This is a genomic window from Ruegeria sp. HKCCA4008, assembly GCF_013033125.1.
In the GTDB taxonomy this organism is placed as follows: Bacteria; Pseudomonadota; Alphaproteobacteria; order Rhodobacterales; family Rhodobacteraceae; genus Ruegeria.
The window spans coordinates 468,549-486,865 of record NZ_WQDM01000001.1 but is presented as its reverse complement, the minus strand read 5'-3'; the positions used below and the strand labels follow the sequence as shown (position 1 = coordinate 486,865).

Genomic DNA, 18,317 nt, shown 5'->3' with positions numbered 1-18,317 from the left:
CTCCCTGATTTACCTGTTGCGATTGCCGCGCCCCAGCGCGCGGCTCATCTGGGCCGCAATCTGCCCCTGAGAGCGGCGGAACCCCTGCACGTCCGGTGTTGAAATGTTCATCACCACATTCACGGCACGCCCGGCGCCCTGCGTCCGCACGCCCAGCTTGCCATCGGCCCCGCGCGCAAGCGGCATGATCGCCTCTGGCCCGGCTTCTCCCATCAGCCCGGTGCCACCGCGCATGGGAAACATGGTCGGGCCGCTGACCACACCGCCATTGGCGAAGGGCATCACCCGGCCCTGGCTGAAGCTGCCGCCATCGGCAAAGGGCAGAATTCCCTTCACCAACCCGCCGACCGTGTTGGCCAGCATGCCGCCAAAGTGGTCCGTCACCGGCTTGATCGCAGCCGCATAAGCCGTTTGGATCAACGAGTTCCTCAGGATATCCAACGCACCGGAAAGGCTCATCCCATCCAGAACGACACCATCGAAGGCCTTGCGCAATCCACTGGACATGCCGCGCTCCAGCGTGGCGACATCCTTGCCGGTCTCTTCAAATGCGGCGCTGATGCGCTTCATCTGGCTGTCAAACGCCGCCGCCATAGTCGCAGCATCGCCGAGGGAATCGCCCAGCGCTTCGCCTCGTTCTTGCAGGTCCTCAAACCCGTCACGATCTGTCATCACGCTCTCCTTGTGTCTTGTCCGGATAGGCGGCCAGCAAAGCGTCCAACCCCGCCCGGTTCATTGCGGGCGCTCCGGAACCCTGCCCCAGCATCAGCCGCAGCTCTGCCGGGGTCAGACGCCAGAATTGATCCGGTGTCAGTCGCAGCCCCAGAAATCCGGCCCGCATCAGGGCAGGCCAGTCGAACCCGCTCATGCGCCCTCCGGCACCATGAAGGCGCGCGCCAACAGTTCGGCTGCGGTTCTGGCGGCAGCCATGGGGCCGCCTTCGATCTCGGCATGCATCAGGTCGGCCCGGGCAATGTTCCAGCCACCGCCCCGCAAACCGGCAACGATCAGCGCCAGAACATCCGCACTGGAATACGCACCGCCCTCAAACCGCTGCACCAGCTCAACCAGCGACCCAGCATTCAGCTCCTGCTCCAGCTCCGCCAAAGCACCAAGCGTCAGTTTGAGCACCCGCTGCTCGCCATCGATGGTCAGCGCCACCTCGCCTGTCCACGGATTGGCCATCGGATCAAAGCGCCGTAAAGGTCAGAGCACCGGCACTGGCCATGCTCATCTCATAGGTCGCCTCACCGTTGTGCGAGCCCGCATATTCGATACTGGTCACCTGGAACGGGCCTTCTACAATCCCAAAATCAGGGATGATGACCTGAAAGGCCGGAGTTTCGCCATCAAAGAACAACTGCCGCGCGCGTTCATCCGTGCCAGCATCCTTGAACACGCCAGAGCCAGAGATCGAAGCCGATTTGACCCCCGCCCCGGACAAAAGCTCGCGCCATCCACCCTGGCTTTCCAGACTCGTGACATCCACACTTTCAGCATTGAAACTTATGCGCGTGGCCCGCAGCCCCGCGATGGTCTGGAACAGGCCGGTACCGTTCATATCCATTTTGACCAACAGGTCTTTTCCGTTCTGGGCAGCCATGTGCTCTCTCCGTTGATTGCTTAGTCATCTTCCACGCGGGCGCGGAACTTCAGGTCGATCTGGCGGATGGTGCCGCCGGTCCCGGTGCGCCGGGCCGAGGCCCGCTCGAACCACAGCCCCACCAAACGCCCGCGAACCAGGTTAAGTGGCGCGTTTTCCAGCGCGTCACACACCGCGCCCGCCAGTGTTTTGGCAGCACCGAACCCTGCCTCCTGGGACACCACCGAAACGGTGAAGCGGTGTATCGCGCCCGCGCCTGTTCGGTCCGACGCGTCGCGCACCTCTTCGGGGCCCAGCGTCACATAGGTCTGCGGCACGGTTCCCGCGGGCACGGCATCATAGATCGCGCCCCCCGATTGGCTGCTGACTGCTGCGTCCGCTGAAAGCTGTTGATACACGGCCGCCTGCAAAGCGGCGGAAACGCCATAGCTCATGCCGCCACCTCTTCATCTGCGAAACAGGTCAGGAACTTGCCGCGCGGATCATGCTCGGCCACGGCCCGGATTACGAAACAGCGATTTCCCTCGCGAAACCGCTGATCTGGCGCGGGGCGCACCGAAGATCCCATGGGCGCACCACGTACCACGATGCGATACCCGACACGCGAAACGGACGCTCCGGCGATCTGCCGTTCGGCGCCACTGCGCGCCGTCACCTCGGCCCATAGCGTCCCCATCGCAGCCCATGTTTCGGTATAGCCCCCCGACCCATCAGCACTTCGCATTGGCGCCTCCAGCACCAGTTTACGGTTCAGATGCGGCGTATTCATTGCGATACCCCCGCCCCGAAACGCACCATGCAATAGCGCTGGATCAGGCTGGTGACACCAAAGGGCATACATCCAGCGCCCAATGAGGTTTCATCCCGGTATTCATAGTAATGCGCCGCCAGCAGCAGCACGGCTTGCCCAAGATCGGCAGGCAACCCGCCCCAATCCTGCGCCATCCCAGCGACAAACGAAATCTTCACGGAACCACCCGTTTCGATGGCAGGCAGGCTGGATCCCAATGGGCGGATCCGGGGCCGCTGACTATCATGCTCCAAACGATAGGTCGCGGCGTCCGCAACTGTTTCGGCTCCTTGCTTGTCAGTCAGCGTCACGGCCTGCACTGAAACCACCGGGGCCACAGGCAGCACTTCGCCCGACGGGTCGCGCCACCTGTTCAAACTCCACGAGAAATCCCGTGTGATCAGAACCGTGCCAGTGCGCGCCTCGATCGCCGCGATGGCAGCCCGCAGGAACCCCTTCAACACTTCATTCTGCACATCATCTTCGGCAAAGCCCTTGCCCAACCTCAGATGCGCCTTGAACTGATCCACCGGCAGCGCCGCATCCGCGATGGCGGTCTCTTCGATCAACATCATCCACTCACTCCGCAATCTCGGACCCCTCCAGGGCCCCATCCTTGGAAAATGGCGGGCACGCGCCGCCCCACGTTGCTCGGACGGAGGGGAGCAGCTAGACAACGCAGAGGATCTCACTCCGGCCCGCGCCCGCCGTCCGAGGGGCCAGGGCCCCCCGGATTCAGCCCGCGTCAGGCGGTGCCGAATTTCGCCAGCTTGATCGCAGCAAAATCGCTGACATCGCCGCCGACGCGCTTGGTCGCGTAGAACAGGACATGTGGCTTGGCGCTGAACGGGTCGCGCAGCACGCGCAGATCAGGACGCTCGGCAATGGTGTAACCAGCCTGGAAGTCACCAAAGGCAATCGAGAAACTGTCGGTTGCCACATCCGGCATGTCCTCGGCGATCAGAACCGGATACCCCATCAGACGCGCCGGCTCACCTGCGGCCAGACCATCGGACCACAGGAAGCGACCATCGCTGTCCTTCAGCTTGCGGATCACACCTGCGGTCTTCGAGTTCATCACGAAAGTCCCGTTGACCCGGTACTGCGCGCCCAGCGCATAAACCACATCGACAATCGCATCCGCATCAATACCCGCATCAATACCGGTCGCGACATAGCCAAGGCTGCCCCACGACCAGCCATCATTCGGCACTGCTCGGTGGATCATCAACCCCTTGGGCTTGTCGACGCCATCGCCGTTGATGAATGCCGCCGCCTCGGCGCGTGCAAACTTGTCGGCAATGCGCCCGGCCAGCCAACCTTCGACGTCGAAGGCGCTGTCATCCAGCAGACGCTGCGACGCCTTGGGCAGCGCGCTCAGCTCGTGCAGCGGGATCGAGATGCGATCGATCGACGGTGTTCCGGTTTCCGCTGTGGCCGAGTTTTCGTTAGCCCAGCCCGCACCTACATCGGTGTGATCGATCAGCACGTCGAACGAATTTGCCTCGACATTCACGACCGATGCAATCGAACGGATCGAGGCGGTCGAGTTCAAAACCGACTTGATCGTCTCGGCAGTCTGCGGATCAACTAGATAGCCACCATCGCTGTTGACCGCTGTTGACAGGGACTTGGCCTCCATCTCGAGTCCACGCAGCCCGTCATCTTCGCCGGACCGCACATAGGCGTCAAATGCCTTCTGATGCGGGGCTCCGTCTTCGATCGAAGCGGCAAGATGCGGGCGTGCCGCGATTTTTGATTTACGATCCAGCATGGTCAGTCGCTCTTCTGTCTGTTGCAGTTTGGTGTTAACTTCGGCTTTCAGGCCCTTGAATTCATTCACGAAGACAGCCATCGCCTGCTTCACCTCCTGAACCAGGGGCGCACCCTCTCCGGTCAAGGCCGGGGTTTCGGTCTTGCTCATCAGCATGTCCTATTCTGAGTGGTTTTGAGGCGCGCTAGTTCCGCGCCAGCTCCTGCCGGGCGTCGTTTAATACGTCGGCAATACAGCGCAGGGCTTCCTCGGTGTCAGGTGTCCTTCCCTTCGCCGCCACCCGCGCACTGGGCAGCATCGGGAAGGTCACCAATGACACCTCCCACAGCTCCAGTTCGGTCAGGACCCGCTGGCCCTTGTCATTCTTCACGGCCCGTTTGGTGCGGTAGCCGATCGACAGACCATCCATCGCACCTGCCCGGATCAATTCTGCCGCCTCGCGGCCCTTCTGCGTGCTCTCCAGCAGACGCCCCTTGACCCACAGGCCCTTGTCGTCCTCGCGTACTTCGTCCCACACGCCGATGGGCTGGGCCGGATCATGCTGCCACAGCATCTTGACGCGCTGCCCCGCCCTGGCCAGCCTGTCAAGCGAGCCGCGATAGGCGCCACGCTGCACCACGTCACTGCCCTGATCAACCTGCCCAAACCGGCTGGCATAACCCTCGATTACCGCATCATCCGTAACCGACAAACCGTCACCGAACCTTGCGAACTTGTGCTCTAAATCCATGAACTTCTCCACGTAACCCATTGAACTCATGGCGCCACCACCAAGAGGGATTGAAACGCCTGCGCCAGAATCACCGCCGCCACGCCATAGACCGTCAGCCACAGCCGACGCTCCAGCCGCTCCATCATCTCTTCGATCTGATCCAGACGCCGACACAGATGTGCATGCTGGATCTCGGCCACCCGTTCGTGCGCGGCCAGACGCAGACCCGGCGCGCACTCGAACGAGGGATACCCCTCACCCATCCGCACGCTCCGGCAGGCCCAGCAAGGCACGCTTCTCGGCGTTGGTCAGGAAGTCGGCCCCGTTGACCCGCGCCCATTGCGCATCCCGTTCTGCGGACAGCGCAGGCACCTGGTCCATGTCAGGCTTCAACACCAGCTCCTCGCCGGTAAAGCCCGCCAGCCAGTCCGACACCGCCGCCGCCACCCGCGTCACCAGGGGCAGAACGGTCAGGCGATAGAACGCCCGGTTGGCCTCCTGATAGTTCGAATAGGTCGCGTCACCCTGAATCCCCAGCAGCATCGGCGGGACACCGAAGGCCAGCGCGATCTCGCGGGCGGCGGCTTCCTTGGTCTTTTGAAACTCCATGTCCGAAGGCGAAAAGCCCATCGGCTTCCAATCCAGCCCCCCTTCCAGAACCATCGGACGGCCTGCATTGCGCGCCCCGCGATAGTTCGCCTCGATCTCGTCTGACAGACGCCGGAACTGATCTTCGGCCATCACCCCGTGGCCATCGCCTTTCCAGACCAAAGCCCCCGAAGGCCGCGCCGCATTATCCAGCAGCGATTTCGACCAGCGCGACGCGCTGTTATGCACATCAATCGCCATCGCCGCCGCCTGCATCGGCGAGAGCCCATAGTGGTCATCCTGAGGGTGGAACGATTTGATATGGCAGATGGCTTCCGCCGCAAACCGATGCTTCTTGCCGCCAACCGCATAGTCATACGCCTTGGGCCATCCATCCGCCCCCGGCACGACGCTCATCCGGTCTGAACGCAACACATGCAGCTCGACCGGCAGGCCTTCCTCTGCCTGAACCGCCTCGACATAGGCATTGCCCGACAGCAGCAATTGCCCGAACAGGGCCTCCATCAACTCCGCTTGCCCCTGCGCCGCATTCGGACGGCGCATCAGGGACAGGATCGGATGGGTCTCATAGCGCTGCGCCTGATCCTGCAACACCAACGGCAAAGCCGCCGCCGCCTCGGCAATCAGCTTGACAGAACGAAACCCCACCGGGTTCCCCGAAAACCCCGTCCGCGTCAGCGACACCGCGTCCCTGGGGCTCCAGGCCACGCGCCCGCCCGTCTGCCACGCCACCACCGGCCCAGCCGCGCTTGCTTTTGCCTCGGGCGCCGCTTCAGCCGATCCACGACGCAAGAAATCGAATACCATCTGTGCTCCTTTCTGCCGCCGCTCTGCCCGGCTTGTTGAAAGGAGTTATGACGGAAAGAAGTTTAAGCCTTGGGAATGGGGCGTACGGGGGTTGGGCAACACGGACAACCAAAGTGGGTGGCCAATTCCGAATGGATGGCTATTGGTAGAAGTACCGAAAGCAAAGCGGGACCGATCGAATGACCCAGCCAGAATTGGCCATCAGAAAACGACTGGAAAGCCGCGCACTCGTGGTAGCAATGGGGGGAAATCTCTTCATGGGTGCCGCAGGAATCCTGGCCAGCATTCTGTCGAATTCGAACGCGATCATGATGGACGGGCTGTTCTCACTGATCGGTTTTACTTCAGCCGTTCTCGGCCGAAGGATCAGCCAACGAATTGATGCCGGACCCGACAAGCTACGACCGTTTGGCTATGCCGCAGACGAGGCCATCTTTTCAACACTCCGCTCTCTATCCCTGTTGGGTCTTGTATTGTTTGCGATCACCAGCGCCCTCAAAAGCATCTACAACTATCTGAACGGCCTGCCCCCCGAGCCTCTGAGCTTTGCGCCGATGATCCTCTATTTCTCAGGGATTGGGCTGACCTGCACCTTGCTCTGGGCCTTTCATCATTTCACCTGGCGTCGCATCGGACGAAACAGCGCAATCCTGCGACTGGAGGCCAAAGCGGCGCTTTTTGACGGGATGATCACTGCCGCGGCAGGCATCGGCTTGGCTGCCATCTACTATTTCAGGGAAGGACCACTTGCCTTGATCGCTCCGATCGGGGATTCCGTGATTGTCCTACTGCTTTGCCTGCTGGCCCTCGGGGCGTACATCCGTGAATTCAAAGGCGGATTGGGCGAGCTTGCAGGGTTAAGCGCCAACCCCGCCACCATTGCGACCGCGCGCCGCGCCGTATGTGCAACTCTCATTGAAGATGGCGGGCGGATCCGGGATATGTCTGTTACCAAACTGGGCCGATCCCATTTAGTGACTGTTTACTACGACCCATGTCGTTCCGTTTTCGCGCACGAAATCGACCGCCTCAACCTGGATTTGATACGCGATGTTCGAACCGTATTGGCCGGGGCTGACGTTCTGCTGATTGTCTCTGAACACCCCAGACGATGGCCAGATGAACTCGCCCCTGTCCAAAGCGCTTGATGTATTCGCCGCACTGGCCTTACAAACTCCGCACCCTCGGCCGCCGGTACACCCCCGCAGGCCCCACAAGCAACTCATGCAGCGCCCAGACCAGCGCATCGACGCGGTCGGGTGAGCCCTGCCCCTCGAACCCGCGCGCGGTCATCTGGCACATCTGTTCCTCCAGCGCGTCCAACCCGGCCACATGGAACACCCGTCCCTGCTCATACAGCGCCGCCACCGGCTCTGCCCGCGCCACCTTGCCGCGTGACGCCCGTACCGCCCGGAACAGGACCAGAGGATCCACCTGCCGCACCACCTCTTCCACCAGTTGCCCGCCTTGGTTGACCTCGGCCACCAGCCGTTCGGCCCCGAATTCGTCCATCGCGTCAATCGCCGCCTGCGCCCAGCCCGCCGGGCCGACGCCCTGCACCGTCCGATCAGCCAGCACATAGGCGCGCCACTCCTCGGGCGGGCCTTGCAATTGCGCGCCCACCACCACGATCCCGCAGGCATCGGCGTTTGATCCCGCCGTCACCGCCGGGTCCAGCGCAACGACGATGCGATCCAGCTCGGGCACTGCCTCGACCCGCGCCGCATCAAGCATCGAGCCTGTCCATAACGCCCCCTCGGCATCCGACAACAATACCCCGTCCAGCTCCTGCCGCCCCAGCCGCGTGCCCGCATAACGAGCACGCACCTCTTGCAGGAACGAGTCCGCCAGATTGGCCCGGTTCGCCTCGGTCGGAGCATGGGTCTGAACCGTGGACGGCGAGGCCAGCAGATCCTTCAGCACCTTCACGTTGCGCGGCGTCGTAGTCACGCAGACCCGAGGCTGATCCCCCAATCGCAAAGCAAATTGAAGCATGTCCCAGGTCTCGCCCGCCTTCTTCCATTTGGCCAACTCATCCACCCATGCCGCATCGAATTGCGGGCCGCGCAGCCCCTCGGGATCATGCGCCGAAAACGCCTGCGCCTCGGCCCCGTTGGGCCAGATCAGCTTGCGCTCGGATGCCTTCCACACAGGTCGCCGATCCGGCGGTGAACATTGCAATATCCCGCTGTCGCCAAAGATCATCACATCGCGCACTTGATCAAAGGTCTCGCCGACCAAGGCCACCCGACAGGCCTGGCCCTTCTCCAAGGGCAATGACCCTTCGACCATCGACCGTACCCACTCGGCCCCGGCGCGCGTCTTGCCCGCACCGCGCCCGCCCATGATCACCCAGGACCGCCAGTCGCCCTTGGGTGCCAGCTGATGCGGCAGCGCCCAGAATTCGAACAGTAAAGGGAGGGCACACAGCCCTCCCTCCCCGATCTCACTCAGAAATCTGTTCTGCACCGCAACAAGCGCGGAGGCGAGCCAGCCTGCACCCGACTTCAAACCGAGCTCGGTCAAGATCGAGCGCGTACCCTCCTTGGGCAATTCCGGCTTGTCTGTGATGTTGTTCGACAAAGCTTGTCTCCACTTTCTGACAACTTCGGATCAGCCCCTCTAACTGCCCGAGTTGCTTGGCTGAACCAGCAAGATCTGCATCCTCCCCGGCTCCGATCTGTTTGCGCAGTTCTTCCGCCGCTTGCCGCAGATCGCGAATGGACCTCTCAAGCGACTGCAACAATTCAGCCGTCTGGGAAATCCGCTCTTCCGGGGTAATCAAAGTCATGTTTGCCTGTGACCTCATGCGTAAGTTTTCTCCGCACGAGAGAAGCAAAAAACGGCCACCGGGTCGCCCCGGGGCCGTTGACCACTTCTTCTAGCATGACACAAGCTATACGGTATTAAGTGCGCAAAGTCAATGAGTTGCGCAACGCCGACGCAACACGTAGCGGTCGCTGTGTTGAGTTTTCCTTTTCCTCTTACTCTCAGCTCTGGCCTGTCAAATCCTGCGCCAGCATCAGCGCATTCCTATCCGGATCATAAAACGTTGCCGTGCTGACCATCCCCTCAATCGTGTCCGTTTCACCGTCAAATTCCACCCCCGCAAGTTCCAACATTCCGCGCGCTTCCGCGATATCCGCGACTTCGAAGACAGGCACGCAATTCCCCGGAGAGGCTTCGGCCTGTTCGCCCAGTCCCAAAGTGACACGGTCGACATTGGTTCGCAATTCGCTCCATCCCGCTTCATCAATGTGGTGGATAAGCTCAAATCCCAGCTTGGCGGCGTACCATTCCGCACTGGCATGCCGATCCCGAACGGACATCGCAAGTGTGATGGTGTTTTTCAATGAAACGAGCGACATAAGGCTTTTCCTTTTTGAAAAATATATTTACTATACTTTATGGACATAAATACACTTGTCAAGCTGACATCGCGGGCTTGGTCCCTGAAAATTCTTGCCCTGCTGCACGCCAAAGTTCCGGGCCGGCAAGCCCCGCTTTTGGCAGCGACCGACGCAAGCCGAACGGCCTTTGCAGCCAGCCTTTCTCATCTTATTGAACTTGGAATGATCGAAAGAAACCCCGGACATGGGCACCCTCTGCGTCCAGAATTTCGACTTACGCCATTCGGAACCGAGGCTGCCGCGATCGCCAGCAAGATAATTACTGCTGCCCGCTCTGAGGATGAAATCAGACTGCTAAGAAAATCCTGGACTGTGCCAGTTCTGGCGTTGACAGGCACCCCTCATCGTTTCTCGGCCATCAAATCTGGTCTTACGATCATCACAGATCGGGCGCTGTCCTCATCCCTTCACCAGTTGGAAGCACAAAACTGGATCCGACGCGACATTCACACCGCCGAGAGGATGCCATTTCCAACCTATCAGGCCGTGAGTACTGGAATGGCGATCAACAGGGCCGTTGGTTTTACGCTGTAATTCAATGGCAGTCTGGTGCCGCGAACAGTGCCTAATTCGACTCAGTAGACCACCAGAAGGCTTGCCAGCGCTTGACATTCCATGGCGAAACCCTCATGTGCCCCACATCACAGCGCTGATGCGTGAACCCAAGCGGACCTCGTCCGCCCCACAGCGCCAACTCATCATTTCAGTTCCCCATCACGCAGGGTTCTTGACGCGGCGGCCGGATGGCGCAGGATACGCCTGCTCGTCCCGAGGTCTCGCACAACCCCTGCCGGTCGCCAACGCGCGACCCGTCATGACCTGTCCGCGGGCCAACGCTCCGGGCTGCAAAGGATAGTTATTTGTTCGACTTTGATATGCTGGGCCTTGCCCCGGCACTGAACGAGGCACTCAAACGTGCCAATTTCACTCAACCCACCCCGATCCAGAACCAAGCGATTCCGCTTGCTCTGAATGGTCACGACATTCTGGGACTGGCGCAAACCGGTACCGGCAAGACCTTGGCTTTTGGCCTGCCTCTGATCGATCACCTTCTGGCCCAACCCGGCAAGCCCGACCCGAAAACCGCCAAAGCGCTGATCCTGGCGCCCACCCGCGAACTTGTGAATCAAATCGCCGACAGCCTCCGCACCTTGACGAAAGGCACCAAGCTGCGTGTGGCCACCGTTGTCGGCGGCCAATCGATCAACAAGCAGATAATGTTCCTTTCCCGTGGCACCGATATTCTGGTCGCCACACCGGGCCGCCTGATAGATCTGATGGAGCGGGGCGCGGTCAACCTCGGAGCGGTGCGCCATCTGGTGCTGGACGAAGCAGACCAGATGCTTGACCTAGGCTTTATCCATGCGCTGCGAAAAATCGCTCCGGCGCTGGGCACCCCACGCCAAACCATGTTGTTTTCGGCCACCATGCCGAAGCAGATGGAAGAGCTCAGCCGCGCTTACCTGACCAACCCGCAGCGGGTGCAGGTCTCGCCTCCGGGCAAAGCCGCAGACAAGATTACGCAATCTCTGCACTTCGTCTCCAAACCCGGGAAACCGGCCAAGCTGCGCGAAATCCTTTCGAAGGACATGGACGCCCTGACACTGGTCTTTACCCGCACCAAACATGGCGCGGAACGGCTGATGAAAGGGCTTGTGGCCGATGGCTACAACGCCGCATCCATCCACGGCAACAAAAGCCAGGGTCAGCGCGATCGCGCGATCAAGGCGTTCCGCGCGGGTGACATCAACATTCTGGTGGCCACCGACGTTGCCGCCCGGGGCATCGACATCCCGGGCGTCGCCTATGTGATCAACTTCGACCTGCCCGAGGTGCCTGACAACTACGTCCACCGTATCGGGCGCACCGCCCGTGCAGGGCGCGAGGGCGAAGCCATCGCCTTCTGTTCCGCGGAAGAAGTTGATCTGCTGCGCCAGATTCAAAAGCTGATGAAGATCGAGATTCCAGTTGCCAGTGGCGCGATGCCCGAAGCCGTGCAACCTGAAAAACCGGCGCGCCGCCCAAACAACCGTCGCCGGGGGTTCAAACCCAAACCCGCCGACGCGGGGTCAAAACCCGCAGCAAACAAACGGCGTCGCCCACGCGGCAAACGTCCGGCCGCCTAAGATCGGAACATAAAAAAGCCAACGCCGGTTCAATGACCGCCGTTGGCGCAACACGATGAACGAAACCATTTTTCGTTCAGATCAATTCCCCGAATTCTGCTCTGCCTCAATCTCGCGCCATTTGGCGACATTGCGATTGTGCTCCTGCAAGGTTTCGGCAAATGCATGGCCACCCGTGCCATCGGCAACGAAAAACACGAAATCCGTGTCATCCGGCGCAACAGCAGCTTCAAGGCTGGCCAAGCCCGGATTGGCAATCGGCGTCGGCGGCAAATCGTCTATCTGATAGGTGTTCCATGGGGTTGGTCGGTTCAACTCACTGCGGCGCAGCCCGCGCCCCAACGTGCCTTGCCCTTTGGTGACGCCATAGATGACGGTCGGGTCCGTCTGCAACCGCATCCCCTGTTTCAGCCGGTTCACAAAAACACTGGCCACTTGCCCGCGCTCTTCCGGAACTCCGGTTTCTTTTTCGATGATCGACGCAAGGATCAGCATTTCTTCGGGACTTTGCAGCGGCAACCCGTCCTGACGGCTTTCCCAAACGGCATTGATCCGCAATTGTTGCTTGTCCTGCATCGCCTGCAAAATGTCGTTACGGTCCTGGCCCGCCACAACATCGTAACTGTCAGGCGCCAGCATCCCTTCGGCCGGGATCTCGGTCACCTCACCTGTCAATGCGTCGAACGCCTTCAACGCCTGGACCACCTGCCACGAGGTCACACCTTCGGCAAGTGATACGCGGTAACGGGTGTCCGCCTCGTTGCGTTTCTCGTTATAGGCCTCGGGCACCTCGTCTCCCGACGGATCAAACGACGCGATTTCGACGAAATCCAGGGTCGCCGGGTTCAACTCGCGCACACGGGTCTGAGCACGCGTCACACCGATACGATACTCAATCTCGGATCCACAGGTGCTGGCACCGCTGCTGGTAATTTCGTCGATGATCTGCTCCATCGACGCGCCTTCCCGCACCAGAAAGCTGCCGGCTTTCAACTGCTGCGCCCGATCCGTGTAATCGGCGGCCATCCGAAAGATCGTGGCACTGCGGATCGCGCCCTGCTCTTCCAGTTCCTGACTGACACGTGTCATGTTCGATCCGCTTCTGACCTGAAGGCAGATCGCGGTTTCAAGCGGGCCTTCGGCCTTGTACTGGGTCTGCCCCCAAAGGATCAGTCCACCCATCAGGAACAGGCCGACCACCAGAATGGTCAGCGCGTTCGAAGCAATGGCCCGCCACATTTAGTTGGCCTTTCCGAAGATCACGCTGGCATTGGTGCCGCCAAACCCGAACGAGTTCGACAGGGCCACGTTGATCTCGCGCTCACGCTTGGCGTTCGGGGCCAGATCAATCGGTGTCTCCACCGCAGGGTTGTCCAGGTTGATCGTCGGAGGTGCGACCTGATCGCGGATCGCCAGAATCGAGAAGATTGCCTCGATCGCCCCCGCTGCACCCAAAAGGTGCCCGGTTGCCGATTTGGTCGACGTCATGGTGGCGTTCGCGGCGTGGTCTCCCAGCAGACGTTCGACCGCACCCAGTTCGATCGTATCCGCCATGGTCGAGGTGCCATGAGCGTTGATGTAATCCAGGTCCTTCGGCTCCAGCCCCGCGCTGCGCAACGCGGCTTTCATCGAACGTTCTGCCCCGTCACCATCCTCGGACGGTGCCGTGATGTGATATGCGTCGCCCGACATGCCATAGCCAAGCACCTCGGCGTAGATCTTTGCACCGCGGGCCTTGGCGTGTTCATACTCTTCCAGGATGACGATGCCCGCACCTTCACCCATGACGAATCCGTCGCGATCAACGTCATAGGGTCGGCTGGCCGCCTTCGGGTTGTCCGCATATTTGGTCGACAACGCCTTGCATGCGTTGAACCCGGCGATGCCGATTTCGCAGATGCAACCTTCGCCGCCACCTGCAACCATGACGTCTGCGTCCCCTGCCCGAATGATACGGCTGGCGTCCCCGATTGCATGGGCACCGGTGGAACACGCCGTCACGACCGAATGGTTCGGCCCCTTGAAGCCATGCCGAATCGACACCTGACCTGATGCCAGGTTGATCAGAGCACCCGGAATAAAGAATGGTGAAACCCGGCGCGGGCCCTTGTCGCGGATCAGATTGGCGGTATTCGCGATTGAACCCAGCCCCCCGATGCCCGAACCGATCAGAACACCTGTTCTCAGGCGATCCTCTTCATCTTCCGGCAACCAGTTCGCATCCTTGCAGGCCATTTCCGCGGCTGCGATGGAATACAGGATGAAGTCCTCGATCTTGCGCTGCTCTTTCGGCGGCATCCAGTCATCGGGATTGAAGGTCCCGTTGGTTCCGTCCCCGCGGGGCACCTCACAGGCGTAGGTCGTGGCGACACCACTGCCTTCCGCGTCAAAATGCGTGATGGGACCAGCGCCGGACTCTCCGTCCAGCAGCCGCGACCAAGTTTCCTCGACCCCGCTGGCCAAAGGAGTGACCAATCCAAGACCGGTTACAACGACTCTGCGCATGAAGTGCCTCTTGCCTGCTTCCTGTTATGAGAACCGCTCTTACCCCGGCCCGGGGTGCGGGGGCAAGAGCAACGGCGATTTCAGGCGGGCCTCCCGCCGCCGGGCAACCGAAGCAGTACCGCTTTGGGTCACGGAAATCGGTGCCCGCCCTTTCACGGATCTAGTTGAAAGGGCGAAGCGTGTTTATTGGAACTGTGCCACCGGCTCATGCGCCGATTTTGCCATTTCCAGTGCATCCGTCAGGTCAAGTGTCTTTCGAAACAGTGCACGTCCCACGATTGCACCCGAGATATTGGGAATATAGGCCAGCCGCGAGATGTCATCCGCGGTACGTACAACCCCGCTCGCTATCACAGGGGTGCGCGAATGGCTGGCAAGCCCCGAGATCAGGCCAAGCTGAGCCTCGACGTCCTCCATATCGCTGTCGATATCCGTCACCACGATAGCAGCAAATGGCGCTCCTTCGAATGCATCGATAAACGCTTCGGGCGTGAATACGCTTTGGCTGCGCCAGCCATCCGTCATTACATAACCTTGCCAGACATCGACCGACAGCACGATTTGATCCGGGTAGAGCATGGCCAATTCCTTGACCAGTTTCGGCTCGCGCGCTGCCAGCGTCCCGATCACGACGCGACCGACGCCCTTGTCGATCCAGCGTTCGACCTGTTCGCGGGTCCGCATACCCCCCGCCAACTGAACCGGGATTTCGGCCGCGCGGATAATCTCTTCAATCAATTCGACGTTGGTATCCTTGCCTTCGATCGCGTCGAAATCGGTCAGATGCATCCATTCGGCACCCGCTTCGGCCCAGCTTCGCGCTGTTTCGACTGGGTTTACATGCCAAATCATAGCGTTGTCCAAACGACCTTTGTCCAACGTGACACACCGGCCGTTCTGCAATTCCATAGTGGGGTATATCCTCATGAGCTCGGTCCTCCGCTCAATCGCTCTGAAAATCCCCGGAAGCATACACCTTGAACGCCCTCCCAATATCACCGGGATCGGCACAGTTTGGCCATTTTGCGGCATAGTGTCGAAGTGGCGGATTTACGCGAGCGCCGGTGGCCCGTTGCGCCGAAGCAAATGCACCGGGGTTTCATTATACACCCCTTCCCGCATCAATACATAGCCCAGCTTTTTGGCAAGTTTCTGCGACGAGGCGTTGGACGCATTCACCATCGCAACCAAAGGCCCGGGAATCACCCGGTCAAACCAGTCATGCGCTGCCTTGGCCGCCTCGTACCCCAGCCCCTGCCCCTGCGCTTCGGGCGCCAGAACCCAGCCCGCTTCGGGAAAGCCGTCGAAATCATCGCCCATCTGACGGTTTCCGTAAAAGAAACCGGCCTGTCCGATCAGCTTTCGATTCGATTGTTGCAGCACACCCCATTGTCCAAACCCGGCCATGTGCCAATGCCCGGCATTGCGCAAAAAGGAATCCCATGCCTCTCCGCGCGATCGGGGTGAGCCGCCAATATGCTGCACGACGCACGGATCTCTCCAGATCTCGGCGAACCGGTCAAAGTCCTCCGGGCGCATGGCACACAGCGTCAAACGCGCGGTATTTATCATGGGAGTGGATCTTATCATGCCCTGTCCACTTTGAATTTTGCCTCAATGGAAACAGTGCGCATCCGAAAATGCACGCGCAAGCATGAATTTTGAGCGGGCAAAAAAAACGGCGCCTCCGTTGCCCGGAAGCGCCGCTTTTGATCAGAAGGAAACGCTCAGGACGCTTCGCTGATGAATTTGACCGCGTCGCCGAAGGTCTGGATGGTCTCGGCAGCGTCATCGGGGATTTCGATGCCGAACTCTTCTTCGAAGGCCATGACCAGTTCAACGGTGTCCAGGCTGTCTGCGCCCAGATCATCGATGAAGGACGCGTTTTCCGCGACTTTATCTTCTTCAACACCCAGGTGCTCAACAACGATCTTCTTAACGCGATCTGCGACGTCGCTCATGTCTATTCCTCATTCCTTTACAGGGCGGTCTGCCCGATTCTGCCCTTGCCCGCACGGGTTGGCTTTGATTTGCCCGTTTCGGGCGGTTTGGGTCCCGGCGAACCGGGAAGTCGAAGGCCGACCTGAACAACCGGCCCCGCATAGATGCGCCGCCTATAGCATAGTCGACGCAAGAGGCAAACGCTTTCGCGCTGCCCCTGTGGCGATCACAACATGGCCATACCACCGTTCACATGCAAGGTGCTTCCGGTAACATAACCCGCTTCGGGGCTGGCAAGATACAGAACAGCCGCTGCAATTTCTTCGGGTTCACCCATGCGGCCCGCCGGAACCTTGAGCAACAGACCCTTTTTCTGCTCCTCGGTCAGCTTTTCGGTCATTGCTGTCGTGATGAAACCCGGTGCCACGGCATTCACGGTAATTCCGCGCGTTGCCACTTCGTGCGCCAACGCCTTGGAAAACCCTATCATCCCGGCTTTTGACGCAGCATAGTTGGCCTGCCCCGGGTTGCCGATTGCGGCCACCACGGACGAGACATTCACGATCCGGCCCCAGCGCGATTTCATCATGCCGCGGATCACACCTTTGCACAGTTTCATCGTCGAGGTCATGTTCACGTCAATAACGCTCTGCCATTCCTCGTCGGACATGCGCATGAACAGGTTGTCGCGCGTGATACCCGCATTGTTCACTAGGATATCCACCGATCCCATCGCCTCGGCCGCTTGCTTTGGCAACGCTTCAACGGCTTCCGGATCGCTCAGATTGCAAGGCAACACATGCGCGCGTTCGCCCAGTTCGTCTGCCAGAGCCTGCAATGGCTCGACTCGTGTACCGGACAATCCGACCGCTGCGCCAGCACCGTGCAACGCACGTGCAATGTCGCCTCCGATACCGCCCGAAGCACCGGTGATCAGCGCATTCTTACCTGTCAAATCAAACATTCGGTTTTCCTCTTGGTGCGTCGGCCACGACGCTTTTTGAGCTTACGATTCGGCCTGAATGGCCTTTTGAACATCTTCCGGTGTGCCCACAGCCTTGCCTGCAATGGCACGATCGATCTTGCGGATCATGCCGGACAACGCTTTGCCGGCACCGATTTCCCACGTTTCAGTCACGCCCTGCGCGGCCATGAACTGAACGCTTTCGCGCCAGCGAACCGACCCCGTCACCTGTTCCACCAGTAACTGACGTATCAGATCCGGATCACTGACGGCTTCGGCGCGCACATTGGCCACCAAAGGCACGGAAGGCGCCTTAATCTCGACGGCAGCAAGCGCTTCCGCCATGACATCTGCCGCAGGCTGCATCAGCGCACAGTGAAATGGAGCACTTACAGGCAACATAACAGCACGTTTTGCGCCTTTTTCCTTGGCAATCTCGGCGGCACGCTCCACGGCAGCCTTGGAACCGGACACAACGACCTGGGTTGGATCATTGTCATTGGCAGCCTGACAGACCTGCCCCTGCGCGGCTTCTTCTGCGACGGCGCGCACCGCCTCCAGATCCAATCCAAGAATGGCCGCCATTGCGCCCTCGCCCACCGGTACGGCACTTTGCATCGCCAGACCGCGGGTGCGCAGCAAGCGCGCGGTGTCCGCAACCGACAAAGCCCCCACAGCCGCAAGGGCCGAGTATTCACCCAAGGAATGACCCGCCACGAAAGCCGCCTGACCAACCGAAACGCCTTCGGCTTCCAGCGCACGCATTGCCGCCATGGATGTCGCCATAAGAGCCGGCTGGGCATTCTGAGTCAGCGTCAAGTCGGCGATGTCGCCTTCCCAGATCACGCTGCTCAGCTTCTCTCCCAGTGCCTCGTCCACCTCATCGAAGACGGCTTGCGCCGCCGGATAGGCATCGGCCAGTGCTTTGCCCATACCGATGGTCTGGGCGCCCTGCCCCGGAAAAACGAACGCGAGTGTCATTGCAACCTCATGGATGATGTCAGGTTGCGGCGGGGTGTAAACTGACTGATCGTCTGGCACAAGCATTGCCTGTGTTCTGCATTCTGGCACCTTGG

At 60.3% G+C, this 18,317-nt stretch carries 23 protein-coding genes; 3 read left to right on the top strand and 20 right to left on the bottom strand.

Annotation, left to right across the window (positions count from 1 at the left end):
* Positions 1–9: 9 nt before the first annotated feature.
* From GOW60_RS02430 to GOW60_RS02380, 11 genes are all read right to left on the bottom strand, one after another.
* Positions 10–672 (bottom strand): phage tail tape measure protein, encoded by a 663-nt coding sequence (locus tag GOW60_RS02430; protein WP_171228103.1) that lies wholly within the window; start codon positions 670–672, stop codon positions 10–12.
* On the bottom strand, positions 659–868 hold the full coding sequence (locus GOW60_RS02425) for a rcc01693 family protein (protein ID WP_152458311.1): 210 nt from the start codon (positions 866–868) through the stop codon (positions 659–661). Before GOW60_RS02425 ends, GOW60_RS02430 begins: the two co-directional genes overlap by 14 nt.
* On the bottom strand, positions 865–1,185 hold the full coding sequence (locus tag GOW60_RS02420) for a gene transfer agent family protein (protein WP_152458312.1): 321 nt from the start codon (positions 1,183–1,185) through the stop codon (positions 865–867). The genes GOW60_RS02425 and GOW60_RS02420 overlap by 4 nt, the downstream gene beginning before the upstream one ends.
* Positions 1,186–1,189: 4 nt before the next feature.
* Complete coding sequence (locus tag GOW60_RS02415) at positions 1,190–1,603, bottom strand: phage major tail protein, TP901-1 family (protein WP_170343937.1); 414 nt, start codon at positions 1,601–1,603, stop codon at positions 1,190–1,192.
* A gap of 20 nt (positions 1,604–1,623) precedes the next feature.
* Entirely contained in the window at positions 1,624–2,037 is a 414-nt protein-coding gene (locus tag GOW60_RS02410) for a DUF3168 domain-containing protein (protein WP_152458314.1), read from the bottom strand.
* Positions 2,034–2,372, bottom strand: coding sequence for a phage head closure protein (locus tag GOW60_RS02405; protein ID WP_171115397.1), 339 nt, complete (start codon positions 2,370–2,372; stop codon positions 2,034–2,036). The genes GOW60_RS02410 and GOW60_RS02405 overlap by 4 nt, the downstream gene beginning before the upstream one ends.
* Positions 2,369–2,968 (bottom strand): head-tail connector protein, encoded by a 600-nt coding sequence (locus GOW60_RS02400; RefSeq protein ID WP_171228102.1) that lies wholly within the window; start codon positions 2,966–2,968, stop codon positions 2,369–2,371. The genes GOW60_RS02405 and GOW60_RS02400 overlap by 4 nt, the downstream gene beginning before the upstream one ends.
* 170 nt (positions 2,969–3,138) lie before the next feature.
* Entirely contained in the window at positions 3,139–4,317 is a 1,179-nt protein-coding gene (locus GOW60_RS02395) for a phage major capsid protein (protein ID WP_171228101.1), read from the bottom strand.
* Between the two features lie 34 nt (positions 4,318–4,351).
* Positions 4,352–4,897, bottom strand: a complete 546-nt coding sequence (locus GOW60_RS02390) for an HK97 family phage prohead protease (RefSeq protein ID WP_171228100.1) — start codon at positions 4,895–4,897, stop codon at positions 4,352–4,354.
* Positions 4,898–4,923: 26 nt separating this feature from the next.
* Positions 4,924–5,142: a hypothetical protein gene (locus tag GOW60_RS02385; RefSeq protein ID WP_152458319.1), complete on the bottom strand. Its 219-nt coding sequence runs from the start codon at positions 5,140–5,142 to the stop codon at positions 4,924–4,926.
* Positions 5,135–6,295: a phage portal protein gene (locus GOW60_RS02380; protein WP_171228099.1), complete on the bottom strand. Its 1,161-nt coding sequence runs from the start codon at positions 6,293–6,295 to the stop codon at positions 5,135–5,137. Before GOW60_RS02380 ends, GOW60_RS02385 begins: the two co-directional genes overlap by 8 nt.
* A 179-nt stretch (positions 6,296–6,474) precedes the next feature.
* Between GOW60_RS02380 and GOW60_RS02375 the strand changes: the two genes are divergently transcribed.
* Complete coding sequence (locus tag GOW60_RS02375; protein WP_171228098.1) at positions 6,475–7,443, top strand: cation transporter; 969 nt, start codon at positions 6,475–6,477, stop codon at positions 7,441–7,443.
* 19 nt (positions 7,444–7,462) lie between these two features.
* Here GOW60_RS02375 and GOW60_RS02370 read toward each other — a convergent pair whose 3' ends face one another.
* Together GOW60_RS02370 and GOW60_RS02365 are read right to left on the bottom strand one after the other, a co-directional pair.
* Positions 7,463–8,689 (bottom strand): DNA-packaging protein, encoded by a 1,227-nt coding sequence (locus GOW60_RS02370; RefSeq protein ID WP_171228353.1) that lies wholly within the window; start codon positions 8,687–8,689, stop codon positions 7,463–7,465.
* Positions 8,690–9,285: 596 nt separating this feature from the next.
* On the bottom strand, positions 9,286–9,663 hold the full coding sequence (locus tag GOW60_RS02365; protein ID WP_171228097.1) for a VOC family protein: 378 nt from the start codon (positions 9,661–9,663) through the stop codon (positions 9,286–9,288).
* Between the two features lie 39 nt (positions 9,664–9,702).
* Here GOW60_RS02365 and GOW60_RS02360 point away from each other — a divergent pair, with 39 nt between their 5' ends.
* On the top strand, positions 9,703–10,239 hold the full coding sequence (locus tag GOW60_RS02360; RefSeq protein WP_171228096.1) for a winged helix-turn-helix transcriptional regulator: 537 nt from the start codon (positions 9,703–9,705) through the stop codon (positions 10,237–10,239).
* Between the two features lie 326 nt (positions 10,240–10,565).
* Entirely contained in the window at positions 10,566–11,831 is a 1,266-nt protein-coding gene (locus GOW60_RS02355; RefSeq protein WP_171228095.1) for a DEAD/DEAH box helicase, read from the top strand.
* Positions 11,832–11,912: 81 nt separating this feature from the next.
* Here the strand turns inward: GOW60_RS02355 and mltG are convergent, their stop codons facing one another.
* From mltG to fabD, 7 genes are all read right to left on the bottom strand, one after another.
* The gene (gene mltG, locus GOW60_RS02350) at positions 11,913–13,070 is read right to left on the bottom strand and encodes an endolytic transglycosylase MltG (RefSeq protein WP_171228094.1); all 1,158 of its coding nucleotides are present in this window, start codon (positions 13,068–13,070) and stop codon (positions 11,913–11,915) included.
* Entirely contained in the window at positions 13,071–14,336 is a 1,266-nt protein-coding gene (gene fabF / locus GOW60_RS02345) for a beta-ketoacyl-ACP synthase II (RefSeq protein WP_152458327.1), read from the bottom strand. It abuts the gene before it with no gap.
* 183 nt (positions 14,337–14,519) lie between these two features.
* Complete coding sequence (locus GOW60_RS02340) at positions 14,520–15,263, bottom strand: HisA/HisF-related TIM barrel protein (protein ID WP_171228093.1); 744 nt, start codon at positions 15,261–15,263, stop codon at positions 14,520–14,522.
* Positions 15,264–15,386: 123 nt separating this feature from the next.
* Positions 15,387–15,926, bottom strand: a complete 540-nt coding sequence (locus GOW60_RS02335) for a GNAT family N-acetyltransferase (RefSeq protein ID WP_171204962.1) — start codon at positions 15,924–15,926, stop codon at positions 15,387–15,389.
* 137 nt (positions 15,927–16,063) lie between these two features.
* On the bottom strand, positions 16,064–16,297 hold the full coding sequence (locus GOW60_RS02330; protein ID WP_008756330.1) for an acyl carrier protein: 234 nt from the start codon (positions 16,295–16,297) through the stop codon (positions 16,064–16,066).
* Between the two features lie 206 nt (positions 16,298–16,503).
* Positions 16,504–17,241, bottom strand: a complete 738-nt coding sequence (fabG, locus tag GOW60_RS02325; RefSeq protein ID WP_152458330.1) for a 3-oxoacyl-[acyl-carrier-protein] reductase — start codon at positions 17,239–17,241, stop codon at positions 16,504–16,506.
* 42 nt (positions 17,242–17,283) lie between these two features.
* The gene (fabD, locus tag GOW60_RS02320) at positions 17,284–18,222 is read right to left on the bottom strand and encodes an ACP S-malonyltransferase (RefSeq protein ID WP_171228092.1); all 939 of its coding nucleotides are present in this window, start codon (positions 18,220–18,222) and stop codon (positions 17,284–17,286) included.
* Positions 18,223–18,317: the final 95 nt, after the last annotated feature.